This window comes from Acuticoccus sp. MNP-M23 (assembly GCF_031195445.1).
GTDB lineage: Bacteria > Pseudomonadota > Alphaproteobacteria > Rhizobiales > Amorphaceae > Acuticoccus.
Window position 1 is genome coordinate 4,560,444 of the sequence record NZ_CP133480.1, and the last position, 15,166, is coordinate 4,575,609.

A 15,166-nucleotide genomic window follows, 5' to 3' on the forward strand; every position below is an offset into this window, starting at 1 on the left:
GACGCGATGTAGCGTATCCACTGAGGCGATGAACATGGCCACTGACCCGACCCGCTCTTCGGAAGCACCCGGCTCTGATGCTTCTGATGCAGCGCTGACAGCCGTCGAGAAAGCGCTGAAGTTCAATCTCGATCCCGTGGACGCGGAGGAAGGCAACCTTGCCCGCAAAATCGACGATGCGCTGCTCGGAGACGACCTGATCGGCCCATCCGTGGGCGATTCCGGTCCAATCCACGCGGACGATGCGGACGATGCGGACGATGCGCTGACCCCTGCCAACGATGCGCCGGATGCCTCGCCCCAGTCGCGCCTGCGTCGCCGCCGCAACCGGATCGCAGCACGCCAGAAATCGGCCGCCAATGACGATCGCGCCCGCTTCGCCGAAGCTTCGGCCGAAGGCAGGCGCCGCGGTGCCGCCACGTTCGGCGTCGCGTTCTTCGCCTCGCTGGTGTGGGCTGCCCTCGGCGCCACCATCTTCTTCGTCGCCGCCAGTTCCACCGGCCTTCTGGCGTTCGCCACCTCCCCCGCCGCCTTTGCGGTCATTGCGGCCACCATCGCTCCCATCATCCTCTTCATGATGATTGCGTCGATGTCGCGCCGTTCCCACGAATTGCAGCTCAGCGCCCAGTCCATGGGCGAGATCGCGCGCCGCCTCACCGAGCCGGAGGTCAACGCCAGCGAAGGCGTCGCCACCGTTGGCCAGGCAATCCGCCGCGAAGTCGCCGGCATGAGCGACGGCATCGAGCAGGCGCTGGAGCGTGCCTCCGAACTCGAAGTGCTCGTCCACCGCGAAGTCGCAGCGCTGGAGCGCTCGTACGGTGACCACGAGGCCAAGATCCGCGCCCTCTTCGAAGAGCTCGTGGCCGAGCGCCAGATGCTCATGGCCAACTCCGACAAGATGCGCGACGAGCTGGACGCTGCGAAAACCGGCCTCGCCGCCCTCATCGGCGAGTTGCGCACCACCGTGCTGGAAAGCCTGACCGAAACCACCGGCAAGATCGGCACCAGCTTCGAGACCGAACGCACCCGGATCACCGAGAACCTGAATTCATCCGGTCAGGCCCTGCTCGATTCGTTCGCCAACACCGGCGACGATTTCGTCACCAAGCTGCTCGACCGCGCCCAGGAGCTGGAGCAGCGCCTCACCTCCACCGGCACCGACGTGGCCGGCCGCCTCGAAACCGTCAGCCAGACCCAGGCCGACGCCCTGCAGCACTTCGTCGAAGCGCTGATCAACGCCATCAACGACCAGTCCGAGGCGACCATCGCTGCGGTCAAGTCCGCTTCCGAGACGCTGGTGGGCAGCCTCCACTCCGAAACCGGCCAGACCGTTGAAACGATCCGCTCCACTGCGGAATATCTGGTTGGCAGCCTTCAGGCCGAAGCAGGCTCCGCGTCCGAGACGATCCGCTCCACGTCGGACATCCTGATCGACTCGATCGTCGGCCAGTCCAAGGAAATCACCGACGAGTTCGGCCGCGTCGGCCAGGAGATGGTCGACACCCTCGCCGACCGCACCGCCGCAATGACCGAGAGCTTCACCGCCACCAGCTCGTCCATGGCCGACACGGTCCTGGAGCGCGCCGAGGACGTCACCAAGGTGCTGATGTCAGCTGGCGAGGACGTCTCGAATGCCATCAACGAGGTGAACGGCACGCTGACCATCACGCTGGACGAGAAGATGGAACGCCTCGCCGGTGTCATCACCGAAGCCAGCAACAAGTTCGACGACACCATCACCGCCCGCATGGGCGCGCTGGACGGCACCGTCAACATGTCGGTCGAGCGCCTCAGCAACGTGGTCGAGGACCGGATGAACACCGTGGACACCACGGTGTCCTATGCTGCCGAAAATCTCACCTCCACGCTCGACGAGCGGCTGGAAGCCATCGAGAACATCATCACCGGCGCGTCCGAAACCTTCGCAAGCCTGGTCGAAACCTCCATGGCCGGCATCGACGGAACGCTTGAGCGCTCCTCGCGCGAGCTGATCGAAAGCGTCGAGACGCATCTTGGCGAAGCCGACGGGACGATGCGCCGCACGTCCGAGACGCTGATCAACACCATGTCGGAGCGCTCCGGTGCGGTCACCACCGAGCTGACGCGCGCCAACGAGACGCTGACCGCCACGTTCGACCAGCAGCTCGCGAGCATCGACACCACCCTCACCCGCGCCTCCGAAGAGGTGGTCACCATCGTCGACGAGCGGCTCGCCACCATCGAGTCCACCCTCGTCACGGCATCGCAGACCCTGGAAAACGAGGTTGGCGCCCGCCTCACCCTCGTCACCGACCAGATGGCGCTGGCCGGCGAGAACCTCACGGGCGTCGTCACCAACAGCCTCACCCACCTCGACACCACGCTGTCCGATGCCGCTTCGCGCATCGGCGGCATGATCGAGGGCCGCCTCAGCGAGATCGACGGACGCGTCGACGCCGCATCGCAGCACATCTCCACCACGGTGGGCGAGCGCATGTCGATCATGGAACGCGAAGTGGCCGACAGCGCCGAACGCGCCGGCGAGACCATCACGCTGCGGGCCACAATGGTCGACGAGCGGATGACCGAGACCGCCTCGCGGGTGGTCGCCTCGCTGGAATCCAAGGTCGGCGAGCTGGACGCCACCATCGCCCAGGGTGGCTCCATTGCCGCCAGCGCCATCGCAGGCGCCTCCGAAGAGCTGTCCAACCAGCTCATCACCCAGGTGGACCAGGTTTCGTCCACCCTCGGCGTCCTCGGCGATCGTCTGACTGATGCCATCACCACCTCGTCCGGCGCGATGAGCGACACGCTGATCACCCGCGCCGACCAGATCGAGGTGACCCTCAACACGCTGGGCGACCGCCTGACCGATGTTCTGGGCAGTGCCTCCAACCAGTTCAGCGACACCATCGGCCGCCAGGTCGACGATATGGAGCAGCGCCTGCACATCCTGTCGGAGACGCTGTCGGGCACCGTCCAGTCCACCACCACGGCGATGCTGGAAAGCTTCGACGGCCGGATGAACGAATCCGAGGAGCGGCTTTCCCACCTGTCCGACCGGATGAGCGAATCGCTTCAGGGCACCTCCACCCAGCTGCAGGATTCGGTGCTGGCCCAGATCGACCAGATCGAAAGCTCCATGGGCGCCCTTGGCGACCGTCTGACCGACGCCGTGGCGCAGACATCCACCGCCCTGTCCGAAACCCTGCTCACCCAGGCCGACCGCTCCGAAAACCTCCTCAAGGAGCGTCAGCAGCTCCTTGAAGAGAGCTTCATGAGCCACGCCAGCACCTTCGAGAAGACTCTGATCTCCTTCAACGAGGCACTGGACCGCACCTTCACCGAAGGGACCGAGGTGGCCGGCAACCAGCTTGCGACGCGCACCGACACGCTGGTGGAGCGCATCTCCGGCGAGGTCGACCGCGTGGCCGATGTGGTCGCCGGGTCCGGCTCCAGCCTCGTGGAAGACATCGGCCTCAGGATCGACAGCTTCAGCGAACGGCTTGAGGGCTTCCAGGGTGCCATCGCGCAATCCCTCACCGGCGACGGCGCAGACCTTGCGCTGCGCATCGAGGGGACTGCCGAGCGCATCGAGAAGGCGATCGTCACCGAAGGCGCGTCGCTGGACGCACTGCTGCGGTCCTCCACCGAGGCCTTCCAGGAGAACATGCGCGAGCAGACGGAGATTGCCCGCACCACGCTCGGCGACAGCGCGCAGGACATTTCCGGCGCCATGCGCCGCCATAGCGGCGAGATTGCCGAGACCCTGGCCCGCGCCGGCGCCGAGATCGCCAACGCCGTAACGGACCGCGCAGCCAGCGCTGCCGAGGAAATCAACCGCTCCGCCGGCTCCATCGCCGACATCATCGCAGAGCGCGGCGATTCCATCCGCGTCAGTCTCGACAACGAGGCCAATGCGTTCGCCGCCCGTGTCGACACGATCCGCGATACGATTGCGGGCGACATCTCCCGCCTCAGCGCGCTGATCGAAGACCGTGCGGTGCCTGTCTCCGGCGAGCTCACCGAAGCGATTTCCCGCTACGACGAGCTCGTCAACGAGCGCTCCACCGAAGTGGTCAGCGCGCTCACCACGCACGCTGCCGAGGTGGCCACCGTTCTCACCGAGCGGCTGGACGCCATGGAAGATGCGCTGGACGGCCGCGTGGAGAAAGTCTCGCAGGCTCTGGTGGAGCGCGCCCGCTCCATCTCCACCGTCCTGTCCGATGGTCAGGCGACCATCAACGATGCCTTCGCAGCCCGGCTCGACGAAATCACCGCCCTCACCCGCGATGCGGTGGAGACGGTCTCGGACGGCCTCAGCGCCGAGGGCCAGCGCGCCCAGGTCTCGTTGCGCGAAAGCGTCGACGCTGCCCGCCGCGATGTGCTCGACCCGATGCGCGAAATCTCCACGCAGCTTTCCGAGGAGACCAGTGCGGTCAACCGGATGCTGGCCGAGACCATGGCATCCATGTCCGGCGAGGTCGCATCCGGCGGCAAGCTGATGCAGGAGGCGATGGTCGATGCGCTCGACCAGCTTCTCGGCATGATCGACGAGCGGACAGAGAACACCCGCAACCAGATCACCGAGACCATGAAGCACGCCCACCATGCATTGGCCGAGGAAGGCTCGCGCACCACGGAGGCGATGCAGGTGGTGGCCCGTGATGCGGCGGCGAGCCTGTCGGACCTGCGCGTCGTCATCGACGAGCATGGCGACCAGTTCCTCAACGCCCTGGCGGAGCGTGGTGGCAACGCCATCTCGGAACTTCGCGAAACGCACCGTGCCCTGATCGACGAGCTCGGCGGCACCCTGTCGCGGGTGGAGGACACCAACAAGTCGCTCCACGAGATGCTGGGCTCGGTCGGTGCCACGCTCGCCGACATGGAGGGCAATCTTGCCACCCGCGGTGACGACCTGAAGGCTGTGCTCGACCGCTCGCTGGCCGACACCGACCGGACGGCCGAGGAAATGGCACGCCAGGCCTCGCAGCTGCGCGACACTTCGGATGCCTCGCTCCGTGATCTTTCGGCCATTGCGGACCGGATCGAGCGGGACAGCAAGTTCCTCGCCGCCTCCGTCGACAGGTTCGACCAGGACGCTTCCACCTTTGACGAGCGGATGGAAAACCGCCGCCGCGGGCTGGAAGAGCTGTCGACCACGCTGATGGGCAAGTCCGAAGAAGTGGACAGCCTGATGCGCGCCTTCACCGAGCAGGTGGATGCCCAGCTCCGCTCGACCGAAGAGCGGGCCCACGATGCGCGTCATCTTCTGGAGCGCACGCTGGAAGAGGCATCCAGCGCCATCGGCCCCCAGCTTGCCGGTTTCCACGAGGCGGCAAGCGCCGATGCGGACCGGATCCGCGAGGATCTGCGCCTGACCAACGAGGCCGTCGCCGCCGACATGGTCGAGGCCCTGCAGCAGGTGGCCAAGCGGTTCACCGAGGCAACCGAAGAGATGCGTCAGTCGGCCCGCTCGGTGCAGGAAGAGTTCGAGACCACCCGGAACGCGCTGGAACGCTCCGTGCTCGAACTGCCGGACGAGACGGTGCAGAATGCCGATGCACTGCGCCGCGCCGTCACCGACCAGCTGGATGCGGTGCGTGAGCTTGGTGCCATAGTTGCGCGCCACACTGGCGGCGGCGAGCCCATCGAGGCCAACACCGACGCCGTTGCCCGCCGCCGCGAGCGCACCGAAATGCGCCGCGCCGAACCCAACGGCCGCACCCGCTTTGCAGAGGCCGAAGCGCCGGCCACCAACGGCCGCGGCCGCCATGTCGACGACGCGCAGGACAGTGCCCGTCCCGCCGATGGCAACGGTATCTCACGGCTCGCCCGCTCCGCCGCCAAAGCGGTTGAAGACGGCGTCTACCGGGACCTTTGGGCGCGCTTCAACCGCGGCGAGCGGCAGATCTTCTCGCGTCAGCTCTACACCCTCGACGGGCAGCAGACCTTCGAAGACGTGCGCCGCCGTTACCAGCGCGACCGCGACTTCCGCAGCGAGGTCGACCGGTATGTGGACGAGTTCGAGATCGTGATCGGGGATGCCGGCCGGGCCGACACCTCCGGCCGCCGCCGCCGCGACACGCTGATGAGCGAAGACGGCAAGCTCTACACGCTTCTGGCGCACGCGGCGGGCCGCCTCGCCTGATCAGCCGGACCAGCGCGGAAGACACGAAAAAGGCGGCGCCCCGAAGCGCCGCCTTTTTTTTGTTGAAGCATCATCACAGCCCGCAGGCTGCGCCTTGATGGGCCTGGTCGAACCCGCGAAGCGTCAGTCGGAACGCCGGCCTAAGTCTGAGAAAATCAAAAACGGAGTATCCCGAACCTCGGCACGGGCGGATCAATGCGCGTCGCAACAGCCGAAAGGCAGAACCAATGTGCGATGATGGCCGCGCCAGACGAACCGGCCCGCCGCCGCTGCACAATGCGTTTCAGTGGCTGGCGGCCTGGAGGGCTGCGAGGCGCGCGCCGATGGCATCAGCCGGCAGCCCCAGCGTATGCAGCGTCACGTGGATGGCGCCGCCCTTGCGGCGGGCGTTGGCTGCGCACAGCCGTCCGAGGAGCCCGATCCGGTCCGGCACGGCGATCGCCTCCTTCAGCGGCCGCCGGGTCTGCACGATCAGCGTCGACAGATGCATCGTGCGAAGCGCCCGGTGCCGGACACCGATTTCGGCGATCTCGCTCCACGGGATCATCCCGAAACGGGCGATGAAGATGCCCTCGGTGTCGGCACCGAGCTGAGGCGTGTTCAGGTCGAGGGTCGGATGGAAGTACAGCGCGCAGAGCGAACCGACGATGCTGGCGATGAAGAACACGGGCGAGCCGTGGACCACCGCCGCCAGAACCCCCACCAGCGTCATCATCGCGCCGCCATAGACCATCATGTCGCCGGTATGGGGCCGGTATCCTACGGCGAAGGCCTTCGGCACACCGCCCTCACCGTTGCCGTCGCCACCGCCGCCACCGCTGCCCGGGAACGGAACCTGCGCGTCCATCAGCCGTCCACCGACTTGGTGCCCGTGATGGTGATGCCGAACCCTTCCAGCCCCACGTAACGGCGATCCTGTGAGGCCAGCAGAACGATGGAATTGACGCCAAGGTCGCGCAGGATCTGGGCGCCGAGGCCGACATCGCGCCATTCGCGCTCGCGGCTTTGCGCACTTTCGTGGCCCTCGTCCGGGTCGGCAGCCGCAACGCCGGTCGCCCCGTCGCGCAGGTAGATCATCACACCGCGCCCGTCGGCGAAGATGCGGTCGAGCATCCGCCTGGGCGCCGCTTCACCCAGAATGTCCTCCACCACAGACTCGCGCATGATGCGAACGAGAACGTCCGCCCCGTCGCGAATGTCGCCAACCACAATGGCGACGTGCTGCATCGGGTCGAACCTTGTGGCGTAGGAGACGACCCGCGCCGTGCCACCCGCGAGCGTGCGCGTTTCGTCCACCACCCGCTCGACCAGCCGTTCGGTCCGCTGGCGCCAGGCAATCAGGTCGTTGACCGAAACCTCGGCCAGCCCGTGCGTCCTTGCAAATTCGCTCACCTGCGGCCCGCGCATGACGGTCCCGTCATCGTTGACGAGCTCGGACAGGACACCAACCTCCGGCAGCCCGCACAGGCGGCAAAGGTCCACCGCAGCTTCCGTGTGACCGGAGCGGATCAGCAGGCCCCCGTCCCGTGCCACCAGCGGAAAGACGTGGCCGGGGCGCACGAAATCGCTGGCGCCGGAATTGGGGTTGGCAAGGCTGCGCACGGTGTTGGTGCGCTCCTCCGCCGAAATGCCCGTGTTGAGCCCGTGCTTGACGTCGACCGAGACCGTGAAAGCCGTTGCGAGCGGCGCGTCATTGTCGGCGACCATGGGGGCAAGGTGCAGTCGGCGGGCCGCGTCCCGCGTCATCGGCGCACAGATGATCCCGGAGGTGTGGCGCACCATCAGCGCCATCATTTCCGGGGTGGCGAGGGAGGCTGCGCAGATGAGGTCGCCCTCATTCTCCCGGTCGTCGTCGTCGGTGACGACCACCAGCTCACCGCGTTCGAAGGCGCGCAATGCCGCCGCCACCCGTGTGTTCACGTCGCTCAAAATGAACCCTTTCGACCAAGCACTGGCTCGACATAGGCGATAGCGCGCCACGGTGCCAAGCGCCAGATTGCCCCGGCGCCCGCCGGCACGCCTCAGATCGACAGTCGAGACGCGCGAGAGCGCAGGCCGTGCCCCGATCCGGCCGTGCGGCCGCCCCCCGGTCATCGTGGCCTCTCTTTTGCAAATATTCTTGCGACCAAGAAAGAGAGACCAATGAAACAGACCTCAACTTCCGGCCTCATGCGGTCCACTTGCGTGATCGCACTGATGACCGGCGTCCTTGCCACAGGGCATGCCAATGCACAGGGCACACCGCCCGAAGCGTGCGGGGCGACCGCCGAAACCGCCAGCCACCACACAATTCCCGCCAGCGCCGATACCGTGCACTGGGGCTACTTCTCCAAGGGGCTGGAGCCGTCCGCCGTCATCAGGTCCGGCGACCTCGTCACCATCGAGACGCTGACCCACCACGCCTACGACGATGCATCGCGGATGGTGGAGGGCGACCCCGGCGCCGAGAGCGTGTTCGCCTGGGAGCCCGGCAAAAAGGGCGTGGAGCGGCGCGGCGCAGGACCGATGGACGCCTCGATCCACGGCCGCGGCGCGGGTGAAGGCTTCGGCGTTCACATCCTCACCGGCCCGATCTATGTGTGCGGCGCCGAGCCCGGCGACGTCCTTCAGGTCGACATCCTCGACCTCGCGCCACGCCCGTCCGGCAACCCGGACTATGCCGGCCGCACCTTCGGCTCCAATGCCGCCGCGTGGTGGGGCTACCACTACAACGACATGATCGAAGAGCCGAAGCCGCGCGAAGTCATCACCATTTATGAACTCGACGCCACTGGTGACGAGAACTGGGCGAAGGCCGCCTACAGCTTCCGCTGGACACCGCAGACCGACCCCGACGGCGTGGTCCACGAACTGATCGACTACCCCGGCGTGCCGGTCGACCATTCGACCGTGGAAGAAAACCATGAAGTGCTGGAAGGCGTGCGCGTGCCGATCCGCCCGCACTTCGGCACCATGGGCGTTGCACCGGCGGGGCCTGACTTTGTCGATTCGATCCCGCCGTCCTCGTTCGGCGGCAACATCGACAACTGGCGCGTCGGCCCCGGCGGGACAATGTACTACCCCATCGCGGTTGAGGGCGCGCTGCTGTCAGCCGGTGATCCGCATGCGGCGCAGGGCGATTCAGAGCTTGCCGGCACCGCCATCGAGACCTCGCTGACGGGGCTGGTGCGTGTCACCCTCCACAAGGCCGCCGACCTCGAAGGCACCCCGGTGGAAGGGCTCGACTTTCCGCTACTGGAAACCGCCGGCGAATATGTCGTCCACGGCTTCTCCTATCCCGACTATCTCGCCGAACTGGGGGACACGGCCCAAAGCGAGATCTACTCGAAGTCGTCAGTGGACCTTGCGATGCGGGATGCGTTCCGCAAGATGCGCACCTTCATGATGACCAACTACGGGCTTTCGGAAGACGAGGCGATCTCGCTGATGTCGGTCGCGACAGACTTTGGCGTCACGCAGGTGGTGGACGGCAATTTCGGCGTCCATGGCGTGCTCGACAAGGCCGTCTTCGCGGGCCGCTGAGCATCAAGGCCGGGCAGACACGCCCGGCCGCTTCAGACGATTGGCCAGACCGGGCCGCCGCGTCCGGTCTGCGCCCGGTGCCGCAGGAAATGGTCCGCCAGAACCAGCGCCATCATCGCCTCGCCCACGGGCACGGCACGAATGCCGACACAGGGGTCGTGCCGGCCGGTGGTGGACACGTCGACCTCCGCCCCGGCGCGGGTGACCGAGCGGCGCGCGGTGTGGATCGAGGACGTCGGCTTCACCGCAAAGCGCACCACCACAGGCGCACCGCTTGAAATGCCGCCGAGCACACCGCCCGCCTTGTTGGACTGGAACGCAGGCCCGTCCGCGCCCATCCGCATCTCGTCTGCGTTCTCCTCGCCGGAGAGGCGGGCAGCGTTGAAGCCCTCGCCGATCTCCACGCCCTTCACGGCATTGATGGACATCATGGCGCTGGCGAGATCCTGATCGAGCTTGCCGTAGAGAGGCGCGCCCCACCCCACCGGAACGCCGGACGCCTCCACCTCCACGACGGCACCCAGAGACGAGCCGGCCTTGCGGGCAGCGTCGAGCCTTGCCTCCCATCGGCGCGCGGCATCGGGGTCGGGGCAGAAGAAATCGTTGGTGCGCACGGCGTCCCACTGACGCGCCTCGGCACGGTCGCCGCCCATCTCCACCAGCGCGCCGCGGATTGTTACGCCGGGCACCACGGCGCGGGCGATGGCGCCGGCAGCGACCCGCACGGCGGTCTCGCGGGCGGAGGAGCGCCCGCCGCCGCGATAGTCGCGCAGGCCATATTTGGCGTCGTAGGTATAGTCGGCATGGCCGGGGCGGTAGCGCTCGGCAATGTTGGTGTAGTCCTTGGAGCGCTGGTCCACGTTCTCGATCAGCACCGTGATCGGCGTGCCGGTGGTCACCAGCCCGTCGTCCGTGTCCAGCACGCCGGAGACGAGCCGCACGGTGTCCGGTTCGCGGCGCTGGGTGGTGTGGCGGGACTGGCCGGGGCGGCGCTTGTCCATCTCGGCCTGGATTGCCGCCAGCGACAGGACGATGCCGGGAGGGCAACCGTCCACCACGCCGCCGATCATGGGGCCATGGCTCTCGCCGAAGGTGGTGAGGCGGAAGAGGTGGCCGAACGTGTTGTGCGACATGGGCGCCCTTCTAGATCAGCGCGACGGTGCCGTCCGCAAACACCGAGAACCGGTCCTGCGGCGCAGGCAGGCCCGGCACCTCGTGCCACGGCCGGTCGCACAGGTGGCCGTGTAGCACGCGAAACACCCCGCCGTGGGTGACGGCAACGGTGTCGCGCTCAATGGTTTCGAGCCACGCGCCAATGCGGCTGGCAAGCTCGCCATAGGTCTCGCCGCCGGGGGGCCGGAACGCCCATTTGTCCTTCTTGCGCGCCTTCACCAGCTCGCGTTGGCCGCCCTCTTTCAGCTCCTCGTAGGTGAAGCCGGACCATTCGCCGAACGCGATCTCCTTCAGCCGATCGTCGGTGGCAAAGTTGCCATCGAGGCCGAGCTCGGTGCGGGCGATGGTCATCGTCTCGCACGAGCGCGACAGCGGCGAGGCCACGAAGTCGAGCGTGTCCGGCGCAATCCCCTCCGCGGCCAGCCAGTCGCGCAGGGTACGGCCGTTGCGATGCGCCTGGCCGCGCCCGGTGTCGTTGAGCGGAATGTCGAGCTGGCCCTGGAGGCGCCCTTCCACGTTCCAGTCCGTTTCACCGTGCCTGAGGTGGATGAGGCGCACGCCCTGTGGCAGCATCAGCTCTTGTCTTCCGCGACCGCCTTGGTGATGTCCGGCGCGTCCACGGCCTTCATGCCGACGACGTGGTAGCCCGAATCAGCGTGGTGCACTTCACCGGTGACGGCCGACGACATCGGCGACACGAGATAGGACGCGGCGCTCCCCACTTCCTCGATGGTGACGGTGCGGCGCATCGGCGCGTTGTACTCGTTCCATTTGAGAATGTAGCGGAAGTCGCCGATGCCGGAGGCGGCCAGCGTCTTGATCGGGCCGGCCGACAGGGCGTTGACGCGGATGCCGCGGGGGCCAAGATCGGCGGCGAGATAGCGCACGGACGCTTCGAGAGCGGCCTTGGCAACGCCCATCACGTTGTAGTGCGGCATCACCTTTTCGGCGCCGTAATAGGTGAGCGTCAGCATCGAGCCGCCCTCGTTCATCAGCGGCTCCGCGCGGCGCGCGATGTCGACGAACGAGTAGCAGGAGATTGCGAGCGACTTGTGGAAATTGTCGGCGGACGTGTCGATGAACCGGCCGGTCAGCTCGTTCTTGTCGGAGAAGGCGATGGCGTGGACGATAAAGTCGAGACCGCCCCATTCCTGCTTCACGCGGTCGAACACGGCGTCCATGGAGGCCGGGTCGGTGACGTCTAGGTGGCCGAACACGTCGGCATCAAGGGTCGCGGCGAGCGGCTCAACGCGCTTTCTCAGCGCATCACCCTGGTAGGTGAGGCCGAGCTTGGCGCCGTGATCCGCCACGGCCTTCGCGATTCCCCACGCGATCGACCGGTTGTTCGCGACTCCGAGGATCAGACCGCGCTTTCCCGCGAGAATGCCGGAGTCAATAGTCATGGAAATCCAACCTTTTGGGACGGGGCCGAAGATATGCCCTAATGGGTGCCGTCATAGCCATCACCCTCCTCCCTCGCAAGATTGACCACGAGTTAAGAGCCAAGCCCATGTCCATCACGTCACACATCCCAACCGACAAGCCCGACTTCGACGCTCTGCGCAAGGCTCTCTCCGCGGAGCTCGGCGACAGCGCGCTGGTGACGGACCGTGACGCGATGCAGCCCTACCTCACCGAATGGCGCCATCTTTACCACGGGGCGACGCCCTTTGTGGTGCGGCCGGCCGACACCGAAGGCGTCGCCACCGCGCTTCGCCTTGCCGCCAAATTTGGTGTGGCCATCGTGCCGCAGTCGGGCAACACCGGCCTGGTGGGCGGGCAGATGCCGTCCGAATCGGGCGAGGAGCTTTTGATCTCCACCGACCGGCTGACGAAAATCGAAACCGTCGATCCCGCCGGCAACACGCTCCTGTGCGGCGCAGGCACGATCCTGGCCGACGTTCAGTCGGCTGCCGAAGAGGCCGGCCGGCTGTTCCCCCTCTCCCTTGCCTCCGAGGGCTCGGCGCGGATTGGCGGACTGATCTCCACCAACGCCGGCGGCACGGGCGTGCTGGCCTATGGCAACATGCGCGACCAGGTGCTGGGCCTCGAAGTTGTGCTGGCGGACGGCCGCGTCTGGAATGGCCTTCGTGCCCTGCGCAAGGACAACACCGGCTACGACCTCAAGCACCTTTTCATCGGCGCCGAAGGGACGCTTGGCCTCGTCACCCGCGCCATGCTCAAGCTGCGCCCGCTGCCAACTGCGCGGGACGTTGCGATGGTGGGCGTTGCGGACCCTGCCGCCGCGCTCACGCTGCTCGGCATGGTGCAGTCGACGCTGGGCGAGGCGATCACCGCGTTCGAGCTGATCCCCAAATTCGGCATCGAGATGGTGCTGCGCCACGGGGCCGGCACCCGCAACCCGTTCGAGACGATCCCCGAATGGGTGGTGCTGATCGAGGCCAGCACCTTCTCGCCCGACCGCCCCATGCGCGAGCCGCTGGAAACCGCGCTGATGGCGGCCTATGAGGCAGGTGTTGCCAACGATGCGCTGGTGGCCCAGTCCATTGCCGAGGCTGCCGATTTCTGGCGCCTGCGCGAGCTTCTGTCCGAAGTGCAGAGCTTTGAGGGCGGCTCGATCAAGCACGACGTTTCAGTGCCGATCCACGCCCTGCCCGCCTTTCTGGCCGAAGGCACGGCGGCGGCGCTGGAGGCGATCCCCGGCTGCCGCCCGGTGCCGTTCGGCCACCTGGGCGACGGCAATATCCACTTCAATTTCACCCAGCCCGAAGGCGCCGACAAGGACGCCTTCCTTGCCCAATGGGACAAGCTGAACACCGCAGTCCACGCGGTGGTCGCCAAGCACCACGGCTCCATTGCGGCCGAACACGGCGTCGGCCGGCTGAAGGCAAAGCTGGTCCCCACCGTGCGCAGCCCGCTGGAGCTGGAGATGATGCGCAAGATCAAGTCCGCGCTCGACCCGGACGGCCGGATGAACCCCGGCCGCATCCTGCCTCTGGAATAGTCAGAGGAGCCGCGGCTCCTCCTCGTCCTTCGGGGGAGCCGGCGGTTCGGGCGCATCGGGCGTCATCAGCGCTTGCCCCTCGTTGCGGGCGTTGGACAGTTTTCGCGAGACGGGGCGCGCGGTGAACGCGGCCTTCTCGGTCAGGAGGAGCGCCTTCTCGCCCTGGTCGTTGGCAGGGTCCAGCCAGTCGCCAAAATTCTTGCGCGGGACGGTGAGCGGCATCCGGTCGTGATACTCTGCCGGGACGCCTTCGGCAGCTGCGGTCAGCACCGCGACAGTGTCCAGCTCCTCGCCATCGGGACCCATCCAGGTTTCCCACAAACCGGCAAGGGCGATGGGGGCCTCCGGCTCGAAGAAAAAGGGCTGCTTCCCGTTGTCTTCGCGCAACCATTCGTAAAAACCAGTTGCGGGAAGCAGCGCCCGGCGCCGCCGCAGCGCGTTGCGGAAGGTGGGCTTTTCCGCCGCCGTTTCCGACCGGCCGTTGATGACGAGGGGAAAATCCTTCGGGTCTTTGACGAACGGCGGCAAAAGGCCCCACCGCATCAAGGTCACTGCGCGCCCGCCCGGCACCGAGCGCACCACATGCACCGGCTGCGTCGGCGCAATGTTGTAGCGCGGCGGATAGGGCGCGGTGTCATTGGCCACCGCAAAGATCTCCCGCATCATCTCCAGCGGGATGGTCAGCTGGAAGCGGCCGCACATGTCAGATCACCTCGAAATACGTCACCGAAAGCCGCCCCAATATAAGCGCACCGAAGCCGAGGAGAAGCGCCCCGGCAATCACGTTGAACTTGGCAATCATCGTCTCGTTGAGGCGCACGCGCATCTTGGTCACGGCGCCGGACAGGACGCACCACCACCCCAGCGTCCCGATGGCGACGCCCAGCACCATCTGCCCCGTGCCCACATAGTCGCCCTTGTCCGGCGCCCACTCTCCGAGCGCACTGAAATAGGCCACGAAGCCGAAGATGGTGGCGGGGTTGGAGATGGTGAGAAAGAACGTGCCCACCGACATTTCGGCCGCGCTGCGACGCCGCGTCTCTTCGGGCAGCGGCTTGTCAAACCCCGGCTGGCGCCACAGGATGCGCGCACCGATGAACCCCACAATCAGCCCGCCGACCAGCTGGATGATGCGCGAATGCCCTTCGATGAAGCCGCTGACGGTGGAGACCGAAAAGGCGGCGGCACTGGCAAACACCACGTCGGCAAGCGCAGCACCCACGCCGGCGCCAAGGCCCGACACGAACCCGTAACGCAAAGCGCGCTGCATGATCAGAACATTGACCGGACCAAGCGGGGCCGTCACAAAAACACCCCCGAGAATCCCGAGAGCGATGAACGCAAGGGGCGTCAATTTGGCATTTCCGTCTGCAAGA

Annotated in this window: 10 protein-coding genes; 3 read left to right on the top strand and 7 right to left on the bottom strand. The window is 66.7% G+C overall.

Annotation, left to right across the window (positions count from 1 at the left end):
• Positions 1-34: 34 nt before the first annotated feature.
• The gene (locus RDV64_RS21010) at positions 35-6,130 is read left to right on the top strand and encodes a hypothetical protein (protein WP_309196924.1); all 6,096 of its coding nucleotides are present in this window, start codon (positions 35-37) and stop codon (positions 6,128-6,130) included.
• A 283-nt stretch (positions 6,131-6,413) separates the two neighbouring features.
• Here the strand turns inward: RDV64_RS21010 and RDV64_RS21015 are convergent, their stop codons facing one another.
• Complete coding sequence (locus tag RDV64_RS21015; protein ID WP_309196925.1) at positions 6,414-6,977, bottom strand: hypothetical protein; 564 nt, start codon at positions 6,975-6,977, stop codon at positions 6,414-6,416.
• Positions 6,977-8,059 (bottom strand): 3,4-dihydroxy-2-butanone-4-phosphate synthase, encoded by a 1,083-nt coding sequence (gene ribB, locus RDV64_RS21020; protein ID WP_309196926.1) that lies wholly within the window; start codon positions 8,057-8,059, stop codon positions 6,977-6,979. Before ribB ends, RDV64_RS21015 begins: the two co-directional genes overlap by 1 nt.
• A 213-nt stretch (positions 8,060-8,272) precedes the next feature.
• Between ribB and RDV64_RS21025 the strand changes: the two genes are divergently transcribed.
• Complete coding sequence (locus tag RDV64_RS21025; protein WP_309196927.1) at positions 8,273-9,652, top strand: acetamidase/formamidase family protein; 1,380 nt, start codon at positions 8,273-8,275, stop codon at positions 9,650-9,652.
• Positions 9,653-9,684: 32 nt separating this feature from the next.
• Here RDV64_RS21025 and aroC read toward each other — a convergent pair whose 3' ends face one another.
• The 3 genes from aroC to fabI are packed head-to-tail and all read right to left on the bottom strand — an operon-like array spanning position 9,685 to position 12,228.
• On the bottom strand, positions 9,685-10,785 hold the full coding sequence (gene aroC / locus RDV64_RS21030; protein ID WP_309196928.1) for a chorismate synthase: 1,101 nt from the start codon (positions 10,783-10,785) through the stop codon (positions 9,685-9,687).
• A gap of 10 nt (positions 10,786-10,795) precedes the next feature.
• A complete protein-coding gene (locus RDV64_RS21035; RefSeq protein WP_309196929.1) occupies positions 10,796-11,398 on the bottom strand; it encodes a histidine phosphatase family protein in 603 nt (200 codons plus the stop codon).
• Positions 11,398-12,228, bottom strand: coding sequence for an enoyl-ACP reductase FabI (gene fabI, locus RDV64_RS21040; RefSeq protein WP_309196930.1), 831 nt, complete (start codon positions 12,226-12,228; stop codon positions 11,398-11,400). Before fabI ends, RDV64_RS21035 begins: the two co-directional genes overlap by 1 nt.
• A 107-nt stretch (positions 12,229-12,335) precedes the next feature.
• On the opposite strand from fabI, the gene RDV64_RS21045 reads away from it, so the two are divergent.
• Positions 12,336-13,790, top strand: coding sequence for an FAD-binding oxidoreductase (locus RDV64_RS21045; RefSeq protein ID WP_309196931.1), 1,455 nt, complete (start codon positions 12,336-12,338; stop codon positions 13,788-13,790).
• On the opposite strand, the gene RDV64_RS21050 is transcribed toward RDV64_RS21045, so the two are convergent.
• Positions 13,791-14,492: an SOS response-associated peptidase gene (locus RDV64_RS21050; RefSeq protein ID WP_309196932.1), complete on the bottom strand. Its 702-nt coding sequence runs from the start codon at positions 14,490-14,492 to the stop codon at positions 13,791-13,793.
• A gap of 1 nt (position 14,493) precedes the next feature.
• Positions 14,494-15,096: a LysE family transporter gene (locus RDV64_RS21055; protein WP_309196933.1), complete on the bottom strand. Its 603-nt coding sequence runs from the start codon at positions 15,094-15,096 to the stop codon at positions 14,494-14,496.
• Between the last annotated feature and the right edge of the window lie 70 nt (positions 15,097-15,166).